The 21,011-nt window shown below is 68.4% G+C and carries 19 protein-coding genes and 2 pseudogenes; 6 read left to right on the forward strand and 15 right to left on the reverse strand.

Annotated elements, in window-relative coordinates; translation table 11 throughout:
- Window positions 1-319 (forward strand): ZIP family metal transporter (locus ABD951_RS04790; protein ID WP_486374949.1); only part of this gene is annotated, 319 nt, incomplete at its 5' end.
- A gap of 1,244 nt (window positions 320-1,563) precedes the next feature.
- Here the strand turns inward: ABD951_RS04790 and ABD951_RS04795 are convergent.
- Together ABD951_RS04795 and ABD951_RS04800 are read right to left on the reverse strand one after the other, a co-directional pair.
- The gene (locus ABD951_RS04795; protein WP_345342605.1) at window positions 1,564-2,313 is read right to left on the reverse strand and encodes an SDR family oxidoreductase; all 750 of its coding nucleotides are present in this window, start codon (window positions 2,311-2,313) and stop codon (window positions 1,564-1,566) included.
- Between the two features lie 146 nt (window positions 2,314-2,459).
- A complete protein-coding gene (locus tag ABD951_RS04800; protein ID WP_345342606.1) occupies window positions 2,460-3,365 on the reverse strand; it encodes an AraC family transcriptional regulator in 906 nt (301 codons plus the stop codon).
- 145 nt (window positions 3,366-3,510) lie between these two features.
- Between ABD951_RS04800 and ABD951_RS04805 the strand changes: the two genes are divergently transcribed.
- From ABD951_RS04805 to ABD951_RS04815, 3 genes are all read left to right on the forward strand, one after another.
- A complete protein-coding gene (locus tag ABD951_RS04805; RefSeq protein WP_345342607.1) occupies window positions 3,511-3,828 on the forward strand; it encodes a putative quinol monooxygenase in 318 nt (105 codons plus the stop codon).
- A gap of 60 nt (window positions 3,829-3,888) precedes the next feature.
- Window positions 3,889-4,857, forward strand: a complete 969-nt coding sequence (locus ABD951_RS04810; RefSeq protein WP_345342608.1) for an alpha/beta hydrolase — start codon at window positions 3,889-3,891, stop codon at window positions 4,855-4,857.
- Between the two features lie 376 nt (window positions 4,858-5,233).
- A complete protein-coding gene (locus ABD951_RS04815; protein ID WP_345342609.1) occupies window positions 5,234-6,058 on the forward strand; it encodes a hypothetical protein in 825 nt (274 codons plus the stop codon).
- Here the strand turns inward: ABD951_RS04815 and ABD951_RS04820 are convergent.
- From ABD951_RS04820 to ABD951_RS04840, 5 genes and pseudogenes are all read right to left on the reverse strand, one after another.
- Window positions 6,022-6,933: an NAD(P)H-binding protein gene (locus tag ABD951_RS04820; protein WP_345342610.1), complete on the reverse strand. Its 912-nt coding sequence runs from the start codon at window positions 6,931-6,933 to the stop codon at window positions 6,022-6,024. The two genes, ABD951_RS04815 and ABD951_RS04820, sit on opposite strands and share 37 nt — an antisense overlap.
- 10 nt (window positions 6,934-6,943) lie before the next feature.
- Window positions 6,944-7,348, reverse strand: coding sequence for a hypothetical protein (locus ABD951_RS04825; RefSeq protein WP_345342611.1), 405 nt, complete (start codon window positions 7,346-7,348; stop codon window positions 6,944-6,946).
- 54 nt (window positions 7,349-7,402) lie between these two features.
- A complete protein-coding gene (locus ABD951_RS04830; RefSeq protein WP_345342612.1) occupies window positions 7,403-7,753 on the reverse strand; it encodes a hypothetical protein in 351 nt (116 codons plus the stop codon).
- A 561-nt stretch (window positions 7,754-8,314) separates the two neighbouring features.
- A pseudogene (locus tag ABD951_RS04835) lies at window positions 8,315-9,100 on the reverse strand (HNH endonuclease family protein); the annotation flags it as partial.
- A 197-nt stretch (window positions 9,101-9,297) separates the two neighbouring features.
- Window positions 9,298-9,702 carry a hypothetical protein gene (locus tag ABD951_RS04840; RefSeq protein ID WP_345342613.1) on the reverse strand — a complete coding sequence of 135 codons (405 nt, stop codon included), beginning with the start codon at window positions 9,700-9,702 and terminating at the stop codon, window positions 9,298-9,300.
- A 184-nt stretch (window positions 9,703-9,886) separates the two neighbouring features.
- Between ABD951_RS04840 and ABD951_RS04845 the strand changes: the two genes are divergently transcribed.
- A complete protein-coding gene (locus ABD951_RS04845; RefSeq protein WP_345342614.1) occupies window positions 9,887-10,555 on the forward strand; it encodes a hemerythrin domain-containing protein in 669 nt (222 codons plus the stop codon).
- On the opposite strand, the gene ABD951_RS04850 is transcribed toward ABD951_RS04845, so the two are convergent.
- Window positions 10,533-12,836 carry an ATP-binding protein gene (locus tag ABD951_RS04850; RefSeq protein ID WP_345342615.1) on the reverse strand — a complete coding sequence of 768 codons (2,304 nt, stop codon included), beginning with the start codon at window positions 12,834-12,836 and terminating at the stop codon, window positions 10,533-10,535. The two genes, ABD951_RS04845 and ABD951_RS04850, sit on opposite strands and share 23 nt — an antisense overlap.
- A 712-nt stretch (window positions 12,837-13,548) precedes the next feature.
- Window positions 13,549-14,073 carry a pyridoxamine 5'-phosphate oxidase family protein gene (locus ABD951_RS04855; protein ID WP_345342616.1) on the reverse strand — a complete coding sequence of 175 codons (525 nt, stop codon included), beginning with the start codon at window positions 14,071-14,073 and terminating at the stop codon, window positions 13,549-13,551.
- Window positions 14,074-14,335: 262 nt separating this feature from the next.
- Between ABD951_RS04855 and ABD951_RS04860 the strand changes: the two genes are divergently transcribed.
- Window positions 14,336-14,956 (forward strand): DUF732 domain-containing protein, encoded by a 621-nt coding sequence (locus ABD951_RS04860; protein WP_345342617.1) that lies wholly within the window; start codon window positions 14,336-14,338, stop codon window positions 14,954-14,956.
- 1,011 nt (window positions 14,957-15,967) lie between these two features.
- Here the strand turns inward: ABD951_RS04860 and ABD951_RS04865 are convergent.
- The 6 genes and pseudogenes from ABD951_RS04865 to ABD951_RS04890 form a co-directional block, all read right to left on the reverse strand.
- The gene (locus ABD951_RS04865) at window positions 15,968-16,843 is read right to left on the reverse strand and encodes an RNA polymerase sigma-70 factor (protein ID WP_345342618.1); all 876 of its coding nucleotides are present in this window, start codon (window positions 16,841-16,843) and stop codon (window positions 15,968-15,970) included.
- On the reverse strand, window positions 16,840-17,499 hold the full coding sequence (locus tag ABD951_RS04870; RefSeq protein ID WP_345342619.1) for a carboxymuconolactone decarboxylase family protein: 660 nt from the start codon (window positions 17,497-17,499) through the stop codon (window positions 16,840-16,842). The genes ABD951_RS04865 and ABD951_RS04870 overlap by 4 nt, the downstream gene beginning before the upstream one ends.
- Window positions 17,500-18,169: 670 nt before the next feature.
- A pseudogene (locus ABD951_RS04875) lies at window positions 18,170-18,914 on the reverse strand (dienelactone hydrolase family protein).
- Between the two features lie 331 nt (window positions 18,915-19,245).
- Complete coding sequence (locus ABD951_RS04880) at window positions 19,246-19,692, reverse strand: hypothetical protein (protein WP_345342620.1); 447 nt, start codon at window positions 19,690-19,692, stop codon at window positions 19,246-19,248.
- Window positions 19,693-19,713: 21 nt separating this feature from the next.
- Window positions 19,714-19,959, reverse strand: a complete 246-nt coding sequence (locus tag ABD951_RS04885) for a hypothetical protein (protein ID WP_345342621.1) — start codon at window positions 19,957-19,959, stop codon at window positions 19,714-19,716.
- Between the two features lie 4 nt (window positions 19,960-19,963).
- Complete coding sequence (locus tag ABD951_RS04890) at window positions 19,964-20,698, reverse strand: hypothetical protein (protein ID WP_345342622.1); 735 nt, start codon at window positions 20,696-20,698, stop codon at window positions 19,964-19,966.
- Window positions 20,699-21,011: the final 313 nt, after the last annotated feature.

Genomic DNA, 21,011 nt, shown 5'->3' on the forward strand with positions numbered 1-21,011 from the left:
CAACGCGACCGAAGGCTTCGGCATCGTCGCCCCGCTCGCCGCCGCCGGGACGCGGCCATCCTGGGGCCGGCTGGCCCTGCTGGGTCTGATCGCCGGCGGTCCCACGTTCCTGGGTACCGTCGTCGGTCAGCACGTCACCAACAACACCCTCTCGATCGGATTCCTCGCTCTGGCCGCCGGATCGATCCTCTACGTGGTCATCGAGCTGCTCGCCGTTGCCCGCAAGAGCGGAATGAAGGAACTGGTGGCCTGGGGCATCCTGCTCGGCGTGGTGTTGGGCTTCGTCACCGATGCGGTGGTCACCGCTGCCGGTGCCTGACCAGCTGGCGTCGCCACACCGACCTCGATGCACGGGCGGTAAGGGAGCGATCGAGGGCCGAGTGCGCGAAACTCGACGAGGACAGGTTGGTGTTGGCCGAGGACACCCTGCCGGTACACCGGCCGATCCGGCCATCGGTGACGACGCCGGAAGATGCCCGGTCAGTGGCCCTGGGGCACAACTCACGCTCGGCGGTGGACGGTGGACGGTGGACAGGGCGGTGGCCCAGCCGATGGAGATCGGCCTGCGCGTCCGCCAGGGCCACTTGGTCCCCTTGTCAGCTGTGGCGTGCTCCGGGCTCGCCGGCTCTGGGCGGCTCCACTCCGTGGGGTCAGGTGGCCGTGGCAGACGGGCCGGGCACCGGCATTCGGTGGTCAGGTTCCGTTGTCCTGGTCGTGAGGACCGGTCGCTTCCGCTGGCAACCCGGAATCGCCGCTGGCGTCGCCTGTCGCCCGCGAATCTGGACCACTTGTTTGACACGTGTCCGCACCGAAGTAGAAGACGACGACTGTTGCGGTGAGATAGGTGAAGTTGCTGATGAGCGTCTGGGTCAGGGGGAGAGAGCGCGTCCTGCTCGCTGGGTTGGACGTGCACCGCGTTTGGGGCAGGTTTCGCCGGGGGTGGCTCCTTGCATGAATGCTGTGATGGTGGCTTGGTCTCCGCCGACCCCACCGTTGTGCGGATCCGCGCCTTACGAGCCGCCAGCCGCTCCGGTCAACCGGGAGGCTGACCCCGCCGGGGCTCCTCGTCGAGCACTACGGCGGCTGTGCTCCTACCGCGTCACCAACTATGTTTGTGTCTTCGCGCGGTGCCGGGCACCCCGAGTGGAATGCTCGGCTCGTGTGGGATCGTCTGGAAGCGCAGTGGGTGGATCCCACATGACGCCTTCGTAGGTGTGTAGGACGACGCGTTCGGTGGCTGCCAACGACACCGCATCCGATGCAACCGCGTACGCGCATCGGGGGGCGGAGGTGCTCGTCACGGTCACCATGTTCCCGCCCTGGGGCCCTGACGACCTCGAGGAGGCCGCACACCCGCTGCGGGCGCACGCGGTCGGCGCCTACCGCAACTTCGAGTCTCCCCCTCCCCTGTCACGTTCGACCGGGCGTTCCCCGGTGCGACGGGTGAACGCGTCCGCGAACTCGCCGCGCGCTACGACCCGGAGGGGGTGCTGCGCCGGGTCGGTGCTGTGTGAAGTGCCAACTCGTGGCGCCAGCGCGGTGCCACCGTGCCGCTTTGCGCGCTCACTTCGCCTGGGCGAGTCGGACCGCGTCGGCGCCGGCGGGAAAACGCAGTAGACCGGTCGTGTCGTGGACGGCCCGCCACACCGTCTCGGCGACGTCGCTCTCCTTGGTGTACAGGTCCTGGCTCGCGAAGTCGTGCATGACACTTTTCGCCCACGGTGCGTAGGGCTCCGGGACGAGCTCGTCCACCGGCCCGCCGTTCGTCGCCCGGGCCGCGAAGTTCGTTGTCAGGCAGGCGCCCGGCTCGACCACCTTCACCTGAACCCCGAAGGGAGCGAGCTCGAGCGCGAGGGATGCACTGAATCCCTCGACGGCCATCTTGCTCGCCTTGTAGACAGCCGAGAGCGGCATGTGTCCGAGTACCACGCTGGAGGTCACGTTGACGACCACGCCGGAGCCGCGCTCGCGGAACTGTGGCAGCACCGCCTGCGTCGTCGCCATCACGCCGAACGTGTTGGTCTCGAATACTTCCCGCACGCGGGCCATGGGAGTCCCCTCGAACACGCCGATCGACGGAACGCCTGCGTTGTTCACCAGGACGTCGACGGACCCCGCGGCTTCGAACGCGGCGACAATGGTCTCGGGCTCGGTCACGTCGAGCTCGACGACGCGGAGCCGGCCCGACTCGGGCAAGACACCCGCAGGCCGGGTGCGCGTCGTGGCGATGACGTTCCACCCCTGCGAGTGGAAGTGACGAGCGATCGCCCGCCCGTATCCGGACGAGGCGCCGGTGATCAGAACTGTCTTCATGTTGCGATCCTTGGGATGTGGTGGGATCCGCGGATCGGAAAGACATCTTCCTGCTCCGGCGGACCTGCTGACCTTCCCATTGAATCGCTGTGACCAGTGCAATCAGTAGAACTATCGGACCTTGTTCTTGCATGATCCTCCCACGGTCAGGCCAGGACGCCTGCCGGGGTGCGGGCGGTGTCGCGCAGGCGGGCCGCGTCCCGGCTCGGAGGTGCACCGAACTGGCGGCGGTACTCGCGGCTGAACTGTGACGGGTTGTCGTAGCCGACGCGGCGGCCGACTCCGGTGACGTCGCCCGGGTGGGTGGCGAGCAGCAGTCGAGCCTCCTGGAGTCGAAGCTGTTTCTGGAACTGGATGGGGCTCATCGCGGTCACCGCCTGGAAGTTGCGGTAGAAGGCGGACACGCTCATGCCGGACAGGCGGGCCACGTCCTCGACCCGGAAGGGCTGCGCGTAGTTCTCGCGGATCCAGCGAACGGCACGGGAGACGTGGGCCAGGCCGCTGTCGGCGAGGCCGAGCTGGCGCACGGTCGCGCCCTGTTCCCCGGTGATCAAGCGCCACAGGATCTCTCGTTTGATCAGCGGGGCGAGCACGGCGCGGTCGTGGGGTTCGTCGAGCAGGCGTAGCAGCCGGACGACCGCATCGAGCAGTGCCGGCGGGGCGTCGCTGACGGCGAGCGCCGACGGCGCACCCCCACCGTCGCGGGGGATGTCTCCGGGGCCGGCCTGCAGCAGCAGTTCGGCAACCGCGGACGGCTCCAGCGTGAGACCGAAGCCCAGCGCCGGCTGTTCGGGGTCGGCCCGGGTGAACTGTCCGGTGACGGGCAGGTCGACGGATGCGACCAGGTACTGGCCCGCCCCGTACTCGTAGACCCGGTCACCCAGCGCGAGACGTTTGGCTCCCTGGGCGATGACGGCGAGCACCGTGCCGGACATCGACGGTGTCGGCGGATCCGAACGATCGATCTTCGAGATCAGAACGCCGTCGATGGCCGTGGTCCGGTCGGGGCGGGTATGCCGGGCCAGCAAGGTGCGGAGCTCGTCGAGGTACATGCCTCTATTGCAGCACTGTTTGGCACCGCCAGCTCCCGTGATCGCGAGGATTGTGCAAGCAGTAGCGAGCATCGTTCTAACATTTCCACAGGTCAGGCCGGTTCAATGGAGCCATCCCATTTCCAGAGCTGGACAGGAATACACCATGATCGCCAACTATGGCTTCAACGCCACCCTGACCGCAAAGCCCGGCTCGGGTGACCGGCTGGTCGACGTGCTGCTGAACGGCCTGAACGAGGGCAGACCCGGCGCGAGCGAACACTGTGTCGTCTACCTCGTCTCGCGTTCCGCGTCCGACCCCGACGTCGTCCACGTCACCGAGGGCTGGACCAGCGAGGAGGACCACCACCGGATCTTCGCCGGCGAAGCCGCACAGGCCATCGTGGCGCAGATCGGCTCACTGCTGGCCACGGAGTCCGAATACACCGACTACGTCCCGGTCTGCGGCAAGGCCGACTTCTGATCCCGCGGAACGAAACCCACCCGTCCAACCGTCCGACACCACCGAGAGAGGCCTACGGCCATGACCCTGGCACGACCCGCCCTGGACCCCGAACTGCGCGAGCTCCTGGCCGACATGCCACTGATGTCCGAGCTCAGCCAGGAAGTTCTCGCCGAGCTGCGCCGGCTCCCCTCGACGCCTGTCGAGTCCCTTCTCGCCGACCGGAAGGTGGACCGGCGGGAGATCACGGTGGCCGCCGAGGACGGCACACCGATGCCGTTGTCCGTCTTCAGCCCTGCGAACCCCGACCGCATCTCGCCGGCACCCTGCATCTACTGGATGCACGGCGGTGGAATGGTTATGGGCGACCGCTTCTCGCAGATCGACATACCCCTGGACTGGCTCGACGAGTTCGGGGCGGTCGTCATCTCGGTGGACTACCGGCTGGCACCCGAGGCCACCGGCAGCACCCTCGTCGACGACTGCTACCAGGGACTGCGCTGGGTCACCGAACACTCCACCGAACTGGACATCGACCCCGCGCGGATCGTCGTCGCGGGCGTCAGCGCGGGTGGCGGCCTGGCCGCCGGTGTCACCCTGCGGGCCCGCGACCTCGGTGGCCCGGCGATCGCCGCGCAGGTACTGGTCTGCCCCATGCTCGACCACCGCAACACCAGCACGTCCAGCCACCAGTACGCCGGCGTTCCCGGCGTCTGGACCCGCGAGATGAACGAGTTCGGATGGCGCGCAGTCCTGGGCGACCTCACCACCGACGAGGTGTCCCAGTACATCTCGCCCGCGCTCGCCGACGACCTCTCCGGCCTGCCGACCACCTACATCGACACTGGCTCCGCCGAAGTCTTCCGCGACGAGGACATCGACTACGCCACCCGCATCTGGACGGCCGGTGGCCAGGCCGAACTCCAGGTCTGGGCGGGCGGCTTCCACGGCTTCGACACCCTGTACCCGCAGGCGCAGATATCGGCCACGGCCCGCCGAACCCGCACCGACTGGCTGGCCCGACACCTTCCCGCGTACGCCGCCGAATGAGGACGTAGCTGACTCGGACGTCCCGATCGTTGGCCAGTGTCCGGGGGAGGCGTGCGCGGAACCCCGGGGGACGGGCCAGGGATCACCACCGGTGCGAGCGCTGCCTGCCCCGAGGACTGTCGGAGTTGCCCACAACGAGGCGCGCATCGCAAGGAGAGAATCATGAGCACGAGTCCCATCGATCCGCAGCGCATCACTGTCGACGGCCTGTCGATCCGGTATGCCGAGAGCGAGAACCGCGGTCCCGCCGCGCTGTTGCTGAGCCCGTGGCCCGAGAGCGTGTATGCCTTCGAGTCATCCTGGGCGGCCATGGCGGAGAACCTTTGGGGGGACCTTCACCCAGCTCCTGGTCAACCGCGGCCTGGGAGCCGCGGCCGTGACGATCGACTCGGCGCCACCCGAGGGCGTGCGGGTCAATCCGCCGTTCCAGATCAAGTCCCTGTTCCCGGTCTTGTCGAACCCGGCCAACCGGCACCGGGCAGTGGGCTTCACCAAGGAGCAGTTCCACTACGCGTTTGCCAACACCTGTAGCCGTGAGGAGTCCGACGCGGCCTACGACCGTCTCCACATCCCTGCGCCCGGCAGCTGGGTGTGGTCGTACGGCCTGATAGCGAACTGGAAGCCGGGGCATCAGGAGACCTGGGTCGACTACGACCTGGACGACCGTGCCCCGCTGCTGTTCATCAGCGGGGGCATGGACCACCTGATACCGCCCGCGGTGATCCGCTCAAACGCCAAGAAGTACCGCAACTCTGAGGCGTTGACCGAGGTCGACGATTCTCCGGACCGCTCACACTTCACCGGCCTCGGCGGAGGTGGCCGGCGTGAACACCCTCACCGGCGAAGGACTGAAGGAGGTGCTCCAGGATGCGAATGTGGTGGTCGATGTATCCAATTCGCCGGCGTTGGCCGACGACGACGTCATGGCAATCGGGCCGCGCAGCTGCGGATCCGGATCGTCGGCACCTGCTATGTCACGCGAATTCTGGTGCGCGACAACGTGGTGTTCGGTGCGTACGGGTTCGGTCTCGACGACGGCGGGCGGTACCTGATCCTGGCCGACGCGGTGATCCTCGCCGCGGGCGGGCACACCCGGATCTGGCGTCGCACCTCCTCCAGGCGCGACGAGAACACCGGGGGAGCGGTTCATGGCACGGTACGACCTCAACCGAACAGTTCGGGGTGTTCGGTGATGTATTGACCGACCGTTGACGCGGGCTGTCCGGTGATTTTCTCCATGTCATCCGTCGCGCGGTCGTAGCGTCCAGCTCGGTGTAGCAGCGCCATAGTGGCCAGGTGCTGTTCGAGGTGGGCGGGTAGACCGAGTGGTTTGAGTACGTTTTCGACCCAGGTTTCATGGGAGATGTCGGCGCCACGTATCGGTCGGCCCAGGCCTCGGGTGTATTCGGTGGCCAGGCCGTCGATGTCCAGGCTTGTCGGGCCGGTCAGTTCGTAGATGTTGCCGATGGCCGGCGCGGGATTCTGGAGCACTAGTGTGACTGCGCGGGCTACGTCGCTGGTGGCGATCGGTGATGTTCGTCCTGCACCGAAGGGTAGGGCAAGCAGGTTGTTTTCCCGCAACGAGGGTGCGGCGAACCGGGTGAAGATCGGGTTGTCCAGAAAAGCAGTCGGCCTGACGTGCACGACCGGGATCTGCGACCAGTTCATGACATGTTCGGCGAGGTAGTGCAGACGATGCTGGTGGGATTCGCCCTCGCTCGTCAGGGTCATTTGCGAGACGGTCATCTGGGACATATTGACCACCGCTTCGAGGTGGCCGTTTTCTCTTGCGGCGTCGCAGATTACGGCTGTGGCCGTGAGGTAGTCCGGTGAAACACTCATAGAGAAGAACATGCGGTCGACGCCCTCCATCGCCGGGACCACGTCGCGGGGTTCTGTCAGGTCCGCGACCACCACCTCGGCGCCGAGTGCGCGCAGCGGGTTGGCTCGCGCGTCGTCTCGGTGCACCAACGCCCGAACGCGGTGCCCGCCAGTGCGCAGTCGCTCGACAACCTGTGTGCTGACACCTCCGGTACCACCGCCGGCGCCGGTGATCAGGTATAAGGGATCAGCCATACCCGCCGCCTTACGGGGTGCCTTCCCAGTGTTTGGCTAGCGGTGTCCCGATGAACCTTTCCAGCATCGCCCGGGAGAGCTCCAACACGGAACTGCGCGGACGGTGGTTGACGATCAGCCGCTGGGCTTTTCCGTCAGCGTTGAATGTGACCAGAACGACGACGCAGAGCGGAGCGCCGTGCACCGCCGATGCGTAGTCCTCGAGGAAACTGTTGTCGCCGCACGGGCCGGCGTACCGGAAGTCCTGGAACTCGTATATTTCCCGGGCTGCCACCACGACCTCGTGGACGGCTTGTGCGCCCTGGATGGCTCCGTCCCACGCAGGGCCTTCACCGGTGACATCGTCGGCAAGGTTGTCGAGCCACGCCGGGTAGTACGGTTTTCCCTGATATGTCGACGCCACGCTGACCTCCATCCGTGCCCGTTCGCTGGCCGACTGTTGACGGCTACCTGTCGGGTGCGTTTGTTGCTAGGGGGTTCCGTGCCAGTACTTCGCGTACGGGGTGCCGGCGAATTTCTCCAGCATCAGGCGCGAGAACTGCAGCATTGCGCTGCGTGGCCGGTGGTTGACCACGACACGCTGCGTCTTTCCGGCTGAGTTGAGGGTGACCAGGACAACCACATGGGTGGGCATGCCGCGGACCGAACTGGAGTAGTCTTCGAGAAAGCTGTCCACGCCGCACGGGCCGGCGTAGTTGAATTGCTGGTCGTGGTAGAGCTGGCGGGCCGAAGTGAGGATGGTCCGAACATCATCGGCGCCATGCGCGGAGCCGTCCATCGCTGCGGCCTCCAGGGTGACGTCGTCGGCCAGATTGTCCAACCACGTTGGGTGGTAAGGCGATCCCATGTACGTCAAGCGGCGCCTCCTGTCGGAGTCGGCAGCGAATCTGTCCGGTGGTGTGACGGTCGCGAGTCGAGACGATGTGAGTATGCCCCCACAACGTGCCGTTTAGATGGGATCGGTAGAAATCGGTTGCTCCGAAGGCATTTCGTGCCGCCCGTCTGTGGGCGGTTGGCGCGTGGGTTGCTGCATCCCGGTAGGTCGATCGATTGCCGCCCAATCGACCCGGAGCACATGGCCTCCGGCGCACACTGTTCTCGACACAGGACGCACGACAAGAGGGTGGGCGCCCGTGAACGCAGTCCGAGCTGCCGCTGTTCGACCTAGCCCTGTGCGTTACCGTCGCGACGGAGCTGTCAATCGGGTTGTCGCCTGGGGTCGCCGCGGTGGCGGCAGGCGTGGGAGTCGCTCGGGTCGGAGGCCGGTCGCGCCGCACTCCAGCAGCAGGCGTGGGTGAAGATCGCCATCGCCGAACTGGCCGGCGTGAATCCGCACCACGAGATCGACCGGGCCTGACGACGCGCACCATGACCCCGGTGCGGTCACCCACAGCCTGTAGGTGGCTTTGACGGCGATCTGTCGTGCGACATACGTGCATCGGTAGGCGGGGTTCGGGGGTATCCAGGTCGCGGCGTCGCCGTCGCCCTTGCGTTGGTTGGTGGGCCCGTCGACCGCTTGCAGGTTCAGGGGGTCGTTGGCGAAGTCACGGCGGGTGCGTTCGTCGAGCTGCTGGGCGCCCTTATGCCCGGCGTCCGCCAGGGCGACGACATGGTCGATCTCCACAGCGTTCGACGTGTCCTCGACGCGGGTGAAGGCGATGGTGGTGCCCGTGTACGGGTCGTCGAGCACTCCGGTGGCGACGGTGCATCCGTTCGTTCCGGGTTTGAGGGTGATCTCTCGGAGGTCCCGCCGAAGGATGTCGTTGCGGGTGTCGCAGCCGTTGTGTCCGCCGTCGACGGTGACGTCGTCGGACCAGGTCTGTCCGAATAGTTTCCGGTCGTATCCGGTCATCGGGGCGCGCCCCTTGACCGGTAACGTCTCGAGCCTGTCCTGTGCGGCGGTCGCGGCATCGGGGGTGTCGGCGGATGCAACCGGTGCCGGTGCCGCCATCGGGGTCGGCTGGGAGGTCGTCGGTTCGGCCACGTTCGTCGAGGCATTCACCGACGTGGTCGTCGGAAGGGTCGACGTTGCAGGCGGCGGCTCGGACGATGCCGGGGTGTGGTCAGCGAGCTGGTCCCGCGGGGGCGCGGGGGCCACGGCGCCGCCGATCGCCGCGAACGCGCCCGCACTCACCCAGGCGGCGGTCCTGCGGCGGGTGATCCGCATCCAGTCCAGGTGCCCGCGAAGCAGTGCCAGGATGCGGTCCGGGCAGTTGATGGCGTGCGGAGGTCGACGACGACCACTGCGCCGTGTCCGTCCAGAGCGCTGGTGACCGGGTCGGCGCTGATGACCGAGGCGGCTCGCCAGTTTGGCGGCGGCTGCGGACGAGATGGCGGGAGCTCGCGGAGGTCGGTCCCAGGGGGTCAGCGCACTGAGAGCGATGACCGGATCCGGCCGACCGTGAGGTACGTCGCGATCATCAGCAGTCCGACGTAGACGTCGTTCTCGAACCAGCCGAACACGGTCTGCTTTTCCGCCGTGAACGTGGTCGGGTAGTAGAAGACGCTGACCGCCAGCAGGACGACGAGGTAGGCGAGCACGCCGACCTGGGCCCAGGCCTGCTGTCGCCGGGCGAGCCACACCGAGCCGAATCCGACGGCGTAGAAGAGCCAGGCGGCAGGTGTCGTCATGGTGAAGGTCGGGTCGGCGATGCCCGCGATCGCCGCGTACCCGGTGTGGACGGCGGACAGTGTGAACGCGGCCGCGAGCACCCGCGGGACGGCGCTGGTGGTCGCGGTGGCGGGGGTGGTGGCGGTGGTGGTCGGCATGGACGGCTCCTTGCTCGGGCGACCCTCGCGGTCGCCGTACGGCCCGATCGTCGGTCGGAAGCCCGGCGGGGCGACAGCCACAGCGGCGAACTGTGGGGGCAGCGTGGGGGTCGCGTGGCTGGGCGCCGGGCGCTGCGCCGCACAGGCTGGATGTGTACCGAACACACCCATCCTGGAGGTCAACATGAAGGTCGTCAGCCCCACCACCCAGTCCCGCCCCGACGTCAACGAGATGGTCGTGATCCACCGCGCCTTCCGGCGCGAGTTCACCGCGCTGCCGAAGCTGATCCGGGCTGTCGCCGAGGGTGATACGGCGCGGGCCGCGCTGGTCGCGGAGCACCTCACGCTGATCCTCGACGGGCTGCACATGCATCACACCGGCGAGGACGCGGTGCTGTGGCCGCTGCTGCAGGTGCGTGCCGCCCCGTCGACGGCACTCGTCGAGACGATGCAGCACCAGCACGAGCTCGTCGACGGCCGCACCGAGGAGGTCCGGACGCAGAGTGGCGTCTGGGCGCAGGCCCCGACGTCGATCGGCGGCGAGCAGCTCGCGCAGCTGGTCGACGACCTGGCGGCCGCGCTCTTCGAGCACCTCGAGCTCGAGGAGCGGGAGATCCTGCCGCTGGTGTCGCGACACATCACCGGCGAGGAGTGGCAGAGCCTCGGAGACCACGGTCGCGATGCGATGTCCACCCGGCAGCTCCCGCTGATGTTCGGTGCCATCCTCGAGGAGGCCGACGCCGACGAGCGGGGCCGGATGCTGGCGCAGTTGCCGGCCCCGGTGCGTCTGATCCTGCGCACCATGGGCGCCCGTCAGTACCGGCGCTACATCACCCGCGTGCGCGCCGCGTGAGCCCGGCGACCAGGTCGGCGAGCTCGGGCGCTGCTGCGGCGCGGCCGGCGTTCCAGGCCGCCTGGAAGGCGTCGTCGCCGAGGAGGCTGCGCGTGGTGGCGAGGTCCTGCGCCGCGAGCTCGCGGGACACCGGGAACCGGGGGTCGACCGCGTCGGTCACCGACAGGGACGCCGACGCAGCGAGGAGTGTGGCAGCGGCCCGCGGCTCGTCCAGCCGCACGGCGACCCCGGCCAGGGCGGGCAACGCGTAGCTCAGGGGCCAGCTCATCCGGGCGTCGAGCGACAGGGTGATGGACTCGCCGAGCAGGGCTGCCGTGCCGGCGATGTCACCCCGGAGAGCGGTGACCGTGGCCCTGCGCGTCAGGCAGGTGGCGAGGGTGAAGTCGTTACCGAGGCTCCGTGCGATCTCGAGCGCACGGCCGAGCACCCGGTCAGCCTCGTCCAGGTCGCTGCGGACCAGTGCGAGCTGACCGAGCGCGACCAGCGTGTGCGCCTCGACCCACGTCAGGCCGGCTCCCGAGGCGCCCGCCAGCGCCTCGTCGAGCAGGTCGCGGGCCTCGTCGAGCGCTCCCACGAAGACCGCGGCGTGCCCTGCCAGCGTCGCCGCCTCGGCCGCGAGGCCGGCCTCGTCGACGCGACGGGCGATCGGGACCACGGCGTCGGCCACCTCCCGCATCCGGGTGATGTCACCGGTGGCGAACAGCAGACCCATCCGGCCGATCAGTCCCCTGGCCCGGACAGCGTCGGAGGCCGGCGGTTTCGCCCGGTCCAGCCACTCGAGCCCCTCGCGGGCATGCCCTCGCAGAGCGAGGTAGAGCCACAGGGTGGCCGCCAGCTCCGCGGCATCGTCGTCGCGGTCGAGTTCGAGCAGACGCAGGTACGACGAGCGCACGTTGGCGTGATCGGCCTCCAGCCGGTCGAGCTCGACCCGCAGATCCGGACCGCGCAGCCGCGGGCCGGCGGCGAGGGCGCTGGAGTGGAACCACCGGGCGTGGCGATCGGCTGCGGCCGCCGCACCCCCGGCGGCAACGAGTCGCTGCCCGGCGTACTGCCGCACCGGCTCGAGCAGCCGGAAGCGCGGTTGGTCATCGGTCGGCGCGCTGCGGGCGACCAGTGAGTGGTCGACGAGCACGGTCAGCGGGGCGAGCACGTCGGCGATCCCCGTCACCGCGGCGGCCGCATCGAGGGTGAAGCCGCCGGAGAAGGCCGCGAGCTGCTCGAACACCGCGGCGTCGGTGGGGGCGACGAGGTCGAGGCTCCAGCCGAGCGCGGCCGTCATCGTGCGCTGGCGCTCCGCGAGGTCACGCGGCCCCGGGGGCGCCCCGTGGACCTCGAGGCGAGCGAGCAGCGCCGCCGGGGTCAGCAGCCGCGCGCCCGCCGCGGCGAGCTCCAGCGCCAGCGGCAGCCCGTCGAGGCGACGGCAGATGGCCGCCAGGACCGGGGCATTGTGTGCGTCGAGCGTCAGATCGGCTCCCGCCGCGGTGGCGCGGTCCAGGAGGAGCTGGACCGCCGCGGCAGTTCGCACGTCGTCGTACCGGTCGCTCCGGGGGAGGGGCAGCGGGCCGAGACCGACCTCGTGCTCGGACCGGACGCGCAACGCGGCGCGGCTCGTGACCAGCAGCACGAGCCCGGGGCACCGGGTCAGCAGGTCGGCCACCGCGGGCGCCGCGTCGAGGAGGTGCTCGAAGTTGTCCAGGAAGACCAACGCGCGGCGGCCCGCGAGCGCGGCGACCAGCCGGCCGGTGACACCGCCCGCGCCGCGCTCGGGCAGGTCGGCGGCGGCGGCGAGCTGCGGCAGGACCTGCGCCGGATCGCGGACGAGGGCCAAGTCGACGGCGACGGCGACGTCGTAGGAAGGAGCCAGCTGCTCCAGAACCGCGAACGCCACCCGGGTCTTGCCGACGCCGCCCGGTCCGGTGACCGTGATCAGGCGCCTGCCGGACGACACCAGCGCCGCGATGCGCTCGATGTCGCCGTCCCTGCCGATCAGGTCGGTCGGCGGCGCGGTCACCGACCAGGTGCCCGCGCTGCGAGCGGCGGGACGCGCGGACGCGGGAACCGCAGCGCCGAGGAGGGCGCGGTCGGCGTCGTCGAGGTGGAGCGCGGCGGCCAGTGCCCGCACCGTGTGCGGGTAGGGCCGCTTGCGCTCCCCGCGCTCGAGCGCGCTCACGGCTTTCACCGAGAGACCGGCTTGCTCGGCGAGTTCCTCCTGGGTCAGGCTGCGGGACGTGCGCAGACGCCGCAGGACGGCACCGAAGCTGTTCTCGTTCGCCTGCGCCACGGCAGGGACGCTAGTTCACTGGCGGCACCATGACACGATTCAGGGGTAAGCCAGGTGTGGCGTGAGGAGCAGTGCAATCGCCGAGGTTATGCAACCGGGTGGCGAGGGTGGGGACCGCAAATAGGGGTTGGCCCCGGCATTGGGAATCGCCTCGGCCCCGCTTCGAAAGTCGAGGGTCAGGCCGTCAGTTGTCCATCGTGCGCTTCCTTTCCCAGTCGGGTCCAGGGCCGGGATCGCCAGATGCAGGTATTTGAGGATGGATTTTGCTCGTTCGGAAAGTAGCCGCTGGCCCGCATCGCGCGCCTGGTTCGGTCAAACTGATCCGGCCCCACCCGGGCGGCTCGGGTTGGACCCAACCGAGCCTTGCTCGGTGACGGTGTGACGGCTTGAAATGGCCCCACCACTGTCCGGCGTGGTGCCCGGTCCGCGTGTGCGGGGGATCTCCACCGCCGAATACGCCTGTCTGGAACCACAGGACGGGCACGACGAGCCCGTCGGCGACCCGCCGCACTGCGTGTATCTACGCGGGGGTGATGCGCGAGCACCTTGCTGGAGGAGACGGACCGGCCGCGGATCGCGACACCGTACGACCTGTCGGTCAGGTGTGGTCTCGCCGGCAACGCCGTCGAGCGTGAGTTCCCGCGGGGCCCCCGGGAAGTCTGGGCGACGTCCGTGCAATCGTCTCGGGCGGCGGTTGTCGTGCGGGACCGTGTCAGAACTGGAAGCGGGTCAGGCCGCCAGGCTCGGTTGTCGAGGTCACGATCGCCGAGCGTGGCTCAATGCGGTACACGTTCCACGGCGGCGGCCCCTGCGCCGGCGCGTTGAACGGGGCGGTGATGCCCGACCCGCTCTCGTCCGGCTCCGCCGGCCAACCCTGGTCCGCCCACGCCTTCGCGATGCGCGCCACCGCGCCCTGCTCGGTTACCCGCACCGCGTCACCCTCGAGCACGACATCCGCGCCGCGGATCGACACTGCCACCGAACATCGGCGATCGCGCGCGACGTTGCGCCCCTTGCGCGTACCCGAGCCTGTCTGGAACCAGAACGTGCCGTCCACCCAGAGGGCACCGACCGCAGTCACGTGCGGACTGCCGTCCTCGTTGACGGTGGACAGCCACGTCGTGCGGGAGTTCACTGCATCTGGACCCGGCGCCGCCCCCGCATCGAGCGTCTCGACGACGGCGGCCCAGTCCACCGGGGGCAGCCCATCGGTCTTACCCAGATTGATGGTCTCCATCTCATGAACGTACCCGCCTGTATGTTCCCGCAAGCACAATCGGCGACGAGACTGGCGGCCAAAATGTCGGCGCTCCGAACGAGCTGGCAACGCGGTGATGTCGGTGGACGTGGAACACTCCGCCTGGGAATGCCATAGTCGCTCTTACCGGCCCTGCCACTGCAACGGCCCGCTTGGGTAACACCGAAGCCTGTGGGTCGATTGTCGTACACGGTGACCGCGTGTGGTCACAAGGGCGGGCAGGGGAACACGGGAGGGTTTGGTGACCGAGGCCAAGAAGTGCGCGCGCTGCGGCCATGCGTGGGCGATCGCTCGGCACGAGCTCTGTGGGCAGTGCGAGTCACGGCAGAGGGCCGCTGATGCGTGCAAGGCACGGGAACAAGCCGCCGTACTGGCAGCCGGCGTCAACGTGACGTCAAGGACTGGGGTGAAGCCGTGGCGGTTGCCGCTTGCCATCGCGGCTGTGGCCGGTGTGGTCCTGGTTGTCACCGTGGTCGTCAGTGGAGGTTCTGATTCGGGTGACCCGTCAGTGGTGGCGGATCCGACGATGACGGAGGTGTTCACCACCACTGAGACACCGGATCCATACCTGGTGGAGTCGGATCCGACTTTCACCGATGCGGAGATCCGGTCTGTGGCTGCAGAATCGGCCTACATCGCGACTCTCGACGAGGAGGGCGTGCCGTACAACAGCCGGTCCCGAGTCATCGAGCTCGGTAGGACTGCATGCGAATCGTTGACGATCGCCATGAGTCAAGGCGTGGACCGGAGAACTGCCCAGTTGCTCCTTGCCGATCAGTACCAGCAGGCATCTGATGGTTACAGCCTCCAGCAGACCCTTACGTTGGTTGCAGCGGCATCCGGCGCGTTCTGCGCACGCTGACCTAGCGGGACGGTCAGCTGAACGGTGTGTGGGCCCGGTGATTTCCCGTCGAAGAGCGCTTCAATCAGTTCGGGGTAGGAGTTGGTGGCCTCGTTGCCGTTTGCGGCTGAACAGGCGGAATTCGCTGTCTCGGACGGTGGTGATCGCGCGCTGTCCGTCCCACCTCCGTTCGACGGCCCCGGCGAAGGTGATCCATTGTCGTGGCGGCGTATCCCTGGACAGTCAACAGGCTGCGGAATTCGGGGATGCCCGCGACGACTTACGGGCGATCGTGTCACGAGTGGGGCAGGCGGCCCGGCGCGATGGGCGGGAACTCGTCCTGGTCCTGATCGTCGACGGCGATGTCGTCGAGTTCGGCGGCCAGTTCGAGGCCGGGGCGCGCCATCTGTGGAGCAGGGGGAGCGGCAGACCCAACCCCGCCCGCCGTCGCGGTACTCGCTTGTCGACGGAGCGATCCCAACATCGACTGTCGACGCCCTCCACAATGTCGATTCCCCCGTCGAGCCACCTAACGGTTCTCAGCCCTGAAGGCGGTGTCGTCAAGGTCGAGTACCTGAAATGCACTCGGCCGCAAGCCTTAACAGAAGTCTGACGAACCTATGGCGCCTCGGCGAGACGGTCGCGAGCCGGCCGGGGAGGGGACCGACCCCATGCGGACACCTCGTCCCGGACACCTCGTCCCGGACGACACTGGTGGACGAAGGTGCGAGTCTCACTGACGCAGCGGCCCGCAGCCCCCAATGAGAGTCAGCGGGTCCGGCGATACGGCAGACTCGTTACCGGTAGCGGCGGGCAGGCCTGGGCGGCAGCAGCGGAGCCACCCGCTCCCACAGATCATCCGGAACAAGATCGACAGACACCGCCCGCACCTTGCCCAAAACCCCCGAGTCACGCCATCTGCCACGCCGAACTCATTCTGAAACGGTCAGTAACCACGCGGCATTGCGATTAACACGGCATTGATCGCCTCGGCGAGGTCGGCCACGTACCACCCATTTCGGCGGAGGTGCGCTACCGTGCCAGCTGCGCCTCCTCGTCGAGCCGGCCGAGCTTGTACGGGTTCGCGATAGAGAAGATGCGGGTGATTTGCCCGCCCTCGATCTCGAAGCTGATGGCGCCGGCGAGCGCGCCGTCGACCTCGCCGCGTATCGCCGGATGGCCGTTCACCCACGTGGGCCGCGCCTCGAACGGCAGGCCGAGCTTCGCGAGGCCGCCGATCAGGTAGCGGGTGATCTTGTCGGCGCCCACGATCGGGTGGCGTGCCGCGCCGCGCACGAAGCCGCCTCCGTCGGCGACCGACACCACATCAGGTGCGAGCACATCCATGAGGCCCTGCAGGTCGCCCGAGTTCACCGCCGCGACGAAACGGGCGACGACCGCCTCCTGTTCGGCTCGATCGGCTGTCATCCGCGGTCGCCGCGCGGCGACGTGCTCCTTCGCGCGGTGGGCGATCTGGCGCACGGCGGCAGGCGTCTTGCCGACCGCATCGGCGATCTCGTCGTACGACACGTCGAACACCTCGCGCAGCACGAACACTGCGCGCTCGGTCGGCCCGAGCGTCTCGAGCACCGTCAGCATCGCGATCGACACGCTCTCGGCGAGTGCCATGTCGTCCGCGACATCCGGGCTTGTGAGCAGCGGCTCGGGCAGCCACTCCCCGACGTACGACTCGCGCCGACGCGAGATCGCGCGTAGCTGGTTCAGTGCCTGGCGCGTGACGATCCGCACGAGGTACGCGCGCTCGTCGCGTATCTCGGCACGGTCGACGGCGTCCCACCGCAGCCATGCTTCCTGCAGCACGTCCTCCGCGTCGGCCGCTGACCCGAGCATCTCGTAGGCGACGGTGAAGAGCAGGTTGCGGTGGGTGACGAACGCGTCATCGGTCACGACGACGAGCCTACGACCTTGGCCGCGGCCTCCGACGACACCGGCCCAGCCCCGGACGTCGACGCAGGCGCAGACGCAGACCCGGCCGCCGTGGTCGCCAGGGGCGGCAGCTTGCAGGCGTCGGCGTAGCCCTCCGAGCGGATGCCGAGGGCGAGGTTCATGCGCGAACTCATGTTCATGAAGGCGATCTTGGCGGTGAGTTCGACCAGCGCGGCGGGGCCGAGCTCGTCGAGGAGTGCGGCCGACAACTCGTCGGTGACGGCGGGTGGTGTCTGGCTCATCGCCTCCGCGTACTCCATGACGTTGCGTTCGAGTGGCGTGAACTCCGATGCCTCGCGCCAGTTCGGCACCTGCCTCGCCTTGGCCTCGTCGAGCCCGTCGTTGTGCGCCTTGTAGTAGTTGAAGTCGAGGCACCAGCTGCAGCCGAGGTAGGCCGCCGTCGACATCACCGCGTAGCTCGCGAGGTTGCGGTCGAGTTCGTCCAGTGCCTCGATCTTGCGGCCGATGCCCATCGATGCCCGCATGAGCGCGGGATGGTGTGCGAGCACGCCCATCGCGTCCGGTACCTGGCCGAGCATCCGGCGGGCGGCGACCTTCACGACCGTGCCGAAGAGTCCGGTGAGCTCGGTCGGTGGGATGCGGCTCTGTGTGGTCATCGTGTCCTCCTGAGATCGTCGACGGCCGGGATTCGGTTTCCGGGCCATCCGTCGACATGAAGACACCGCTCGGCGCGCGGTTGTGACATCCGCCTCGAAATCGCCTCGCAGCGCGCGCCGCGTTCACCTGTCCGATTGAGCACGATGGCTGCTGTGAACAGGGGAGGCTGAGCATTCGGCGGAACAAGCCGCCCATAGTGCCGGTGATGGCGCTCGTTGAAACCGGATCTGTCGCACTTTCGTGATCCTGTTGTGGCACTGAGCTATCGAGCGGCTCCTCAGAAGTGTTGCCCGCTGTACGCGTGGCAGCGACCTCGTGCGTGGTCACCGCGATCTGATGTTGGCCCTCTCTGCGGCGTTCTGTATCGGCGTTGCGTTCGTAGACGGTCCCGGTCGATCGCCCCGTTGATCAGGCGTCGGGGTGGTGGCCGATGTCGAACAGGCCCGGGGTGTGCACGCACGGGTAAACGCCAGGCCTTTTCGCCGGGTGGCGTTTGCGGACGGCTTTTGCGTCGCTGTGGGTGTGGCAGCCGCGGTGTTGGCAGGTGGTGCACCAGGTCCAGTGGGCGGCGGGGTTAGCGCGGGAGTTCAGGCGGTACGGGAGCTTCGTTGTGTGTAGTGCCCTGGGATCGAGTGGGCTTCCGTGGCATCGAAGGGTGTTGCCCGAAATTCAGCCCGGCAGGTTGGCCCTGTACAGGTTCTCGATGGCCTTCCAGTGCCGGGCGGCGGCGTCGGGGTCGTAGGTGGCGTTGTCCGACACCGCGAAGCCGTGGTGCGCGGGGTAGATCTCGAGTGTGTGGTGGACCCCGGCCTCGGACAGCGCCGAGTCCAGCAGATGGGCCTGTTCGGGGGTGAAGGAGGCGTCGTCCTGCGCGCCGGCGACGTACACGACGGCGCTGATGCGGCCCGCCGCGAGGTGGGGGCTGTTCGGGTCGTCCGCGACGGCGATCCGGCCGCCGTGGAACGATGCGGCGGCGGCGACTTTCTCAGGGTGCTCACCCGCGGTGATCAGCGACATGCGGCCCCCCCATGCAGTAGCCCGTCGTTCCGACCCGGGAACCAGTGACCTCCGGCCGCGTGAGAAGGAAGTCCAGCCAGGAACCGGTGTCCGCGATGATCCGGTCCCGCGTCATCGTGCCGACCAGGCCGAGGAGGCGGGCCCGCTCCTCGTCGTCGGTGAACACGGTGGCCATGTCGAACGGCGCCCAGTCGCCGGAGCGGTAGTACGGATCCGGTAGCAGGGTCACGTAGCCCATGTCTGCGAGACGGTCGGCCATCACGCGGAAGGTTTCGCGTGCACCGCCGGCGTCGGGGAACACCAGCACCCCTGGCCACGGCCCGTCACCGTGGGGGAGGTGCATGGTGGCGGGGCATTGACCATCCGTGGTGGTGATCTGCACGTCGATGCGGGTCATGGGCAATCCTCCTGCGACCTCGATTCGTCCTTGCTCCGCGCGGTGCGACCACAGCTCGGGTCCGGCGTCGAGACGACAACATTGTCCCAGCTCGGTTTTGGTGTCGCATCGATCGCGATGAGCTGGAGTGCGAGCGCTGCGCACAGTGCTCGAGGACAGGATATTCCGGTATGGGTCAGCTAACCCGGACCAACATGCAGGCCGTGTGAACTGGACACTCGGAGGGGTGGTCGGGCAGGCGGCGATCGAGTCCGACCCCGCCGGTTGCTGTCCGGTCTGAGGGTCGTCAAACGGGAGAGGCTGTTGACGCGCAATTGATGTCGTAACGCCGTTACCGGTCGGCGGGTCCGTCGGGGGCGTCGAGGACGACGCCGAAGTCGGCAGATAGCGACTCCTCCACGAGATCGCGTGCCCACCCCGGCCGGCGCAGTTCGCCGGTGTCGACGACCTTGATCTCCGGTGCATGGCCCCGCTCCACCAGCAGCAGCGACCGCTCGTCGAACCCGTTGCGGCACCGGTACAGAACGCCCTGCGCGGTGGGAGTTCCGACGAGGATCGCGGTGCACGTGGCGCGGCTGCTGCCGTACTCGCGCCACGTGCGTCCGGTCAGTGAGGTGTCCTGGTTGATCGCGGCGAGCCCGGCCTGGGTGTCGAGGACCGCCACCGTCACCTCGTGTTGTAGGACCATCCGGGTCAACGACAGTTCGATCAGTGCTGCGGCAGACAGGATTCCGGACTTCGGGATGTCGGCGGACCGGAGAATGCCCTCGGCGACCACCGCCCCGACCGTCAGACCTACCTACAGGTACCCGCCCGGCGACGACCCACCGGAGCAGAGCGTGTCGTCGTGGACCGGGTCGAATCGGCCCTGTCTCGGGATCCGCTCCCGTCGCAGGTCGATCCCGCGGGGGTTGACGAGCGGCGCGATATTCGTGGAGTTGAACGAGTTCGCCGGGTGACTGCTGTGGGTGCGGTGGACGCGCCACAGCTCGGTGCCCGCGGGGATGACATGGGCGTGCGCGGGTCCGCCGTTGTAGGTGCGCACCCGGTCACATGCCCCGGCGGGCGGTGTCGAGGACGTTGTCGATCGCCATCTCGGTGAGGTCGCCGGCCTCGAGGTCCTCGAGCGGGGTGCGGCCGTCGAGGATGTCGGTGGGGGTGAGCCACCAGCTCGCCGCACCGTACGGGTCGTGGTCGACGTCGAGGTGCTTGTTTGCGTGCCTGACCAGCGGGTGGATGCGGTGCTGTGTGCGGTCGAGCTGGAAGGCCGGGTACCGGTAGTCCGGGCGGGTGCCGACCGGCAGTCCGATCAGATCGCCGGCCTTCCGGCGTTTCTGCGCCACGCTCCGCGTCGGTGCGCTGGTGGGGGCGAGGATGTGGGAAATGTCCATCGAGTCGAGGTGCTCGAAGGAGTCGAGGATCGACTCGCGTCCGGTCGCGCGGGCCCGTTCGCGGGGGCTGTCGGTGCGCCCGGTCACGGTTCCGATCAGGTCTTGAGCAAGTTGGAGGCGCTGTTGCTCGGTCAGCGTGGTCATGCCGAGCTCTGTGAACACCGCGACAAGATCGTCGTGAGCGGGGCTTACCGCGCGGGCGGCCCTGCGTCGTGTCGCCAGGGCCGGGTGGCCGCCGACCTTGTGGAGGGCTGCTGTGAGCAGTGTGAGGTTCGAGCGAACGGCGTGATCCGCGCCTGTCGCGGCGATCTCGGCGGCATACGCCTCGACCGTCGCAGCAGCGTCGCTCGGGTCGTGGGCGGCGCCGGCTGCGGAAAGGACGTCTGCGGCCATTCAATCCTCCACCGGGTACGTACCAAATTTACGTACCTATCGTACCTTCGAGTTGACGGCGATGTCGAGAGTGTCGGTGTGACGCCAGCCGGCTCGAGCCCTTCGACGTTCCGCGCAGGGAGCATCGTCAGGCGGCGACGCGATGTGATCCCGGGGGCGTCTTTCCGGGGCCTGACTGGTGAGGGGAGCCGCCGAGTCGTACCCGAGCGGCGGGCGCCGGTGACGATCGCGATCGCCGGGCCGGCCGGTGGATCCGCGCCACGAGATCGAGCGCGCCCGCCGCGCAGGAGCGCGGGCCCGCGTGCGCATGGCG

It is taken from the genome of Rhodococcus olei (assembly GCF_039540555.1).
GTDB classification, from domain to species: domain Bacteria; phylum Actinomycetota; class Actinomycetes; order Mycobacteriales; family Mycobacteriaceae; genus Rhodococcus_G; species Rhodococcus_G olei.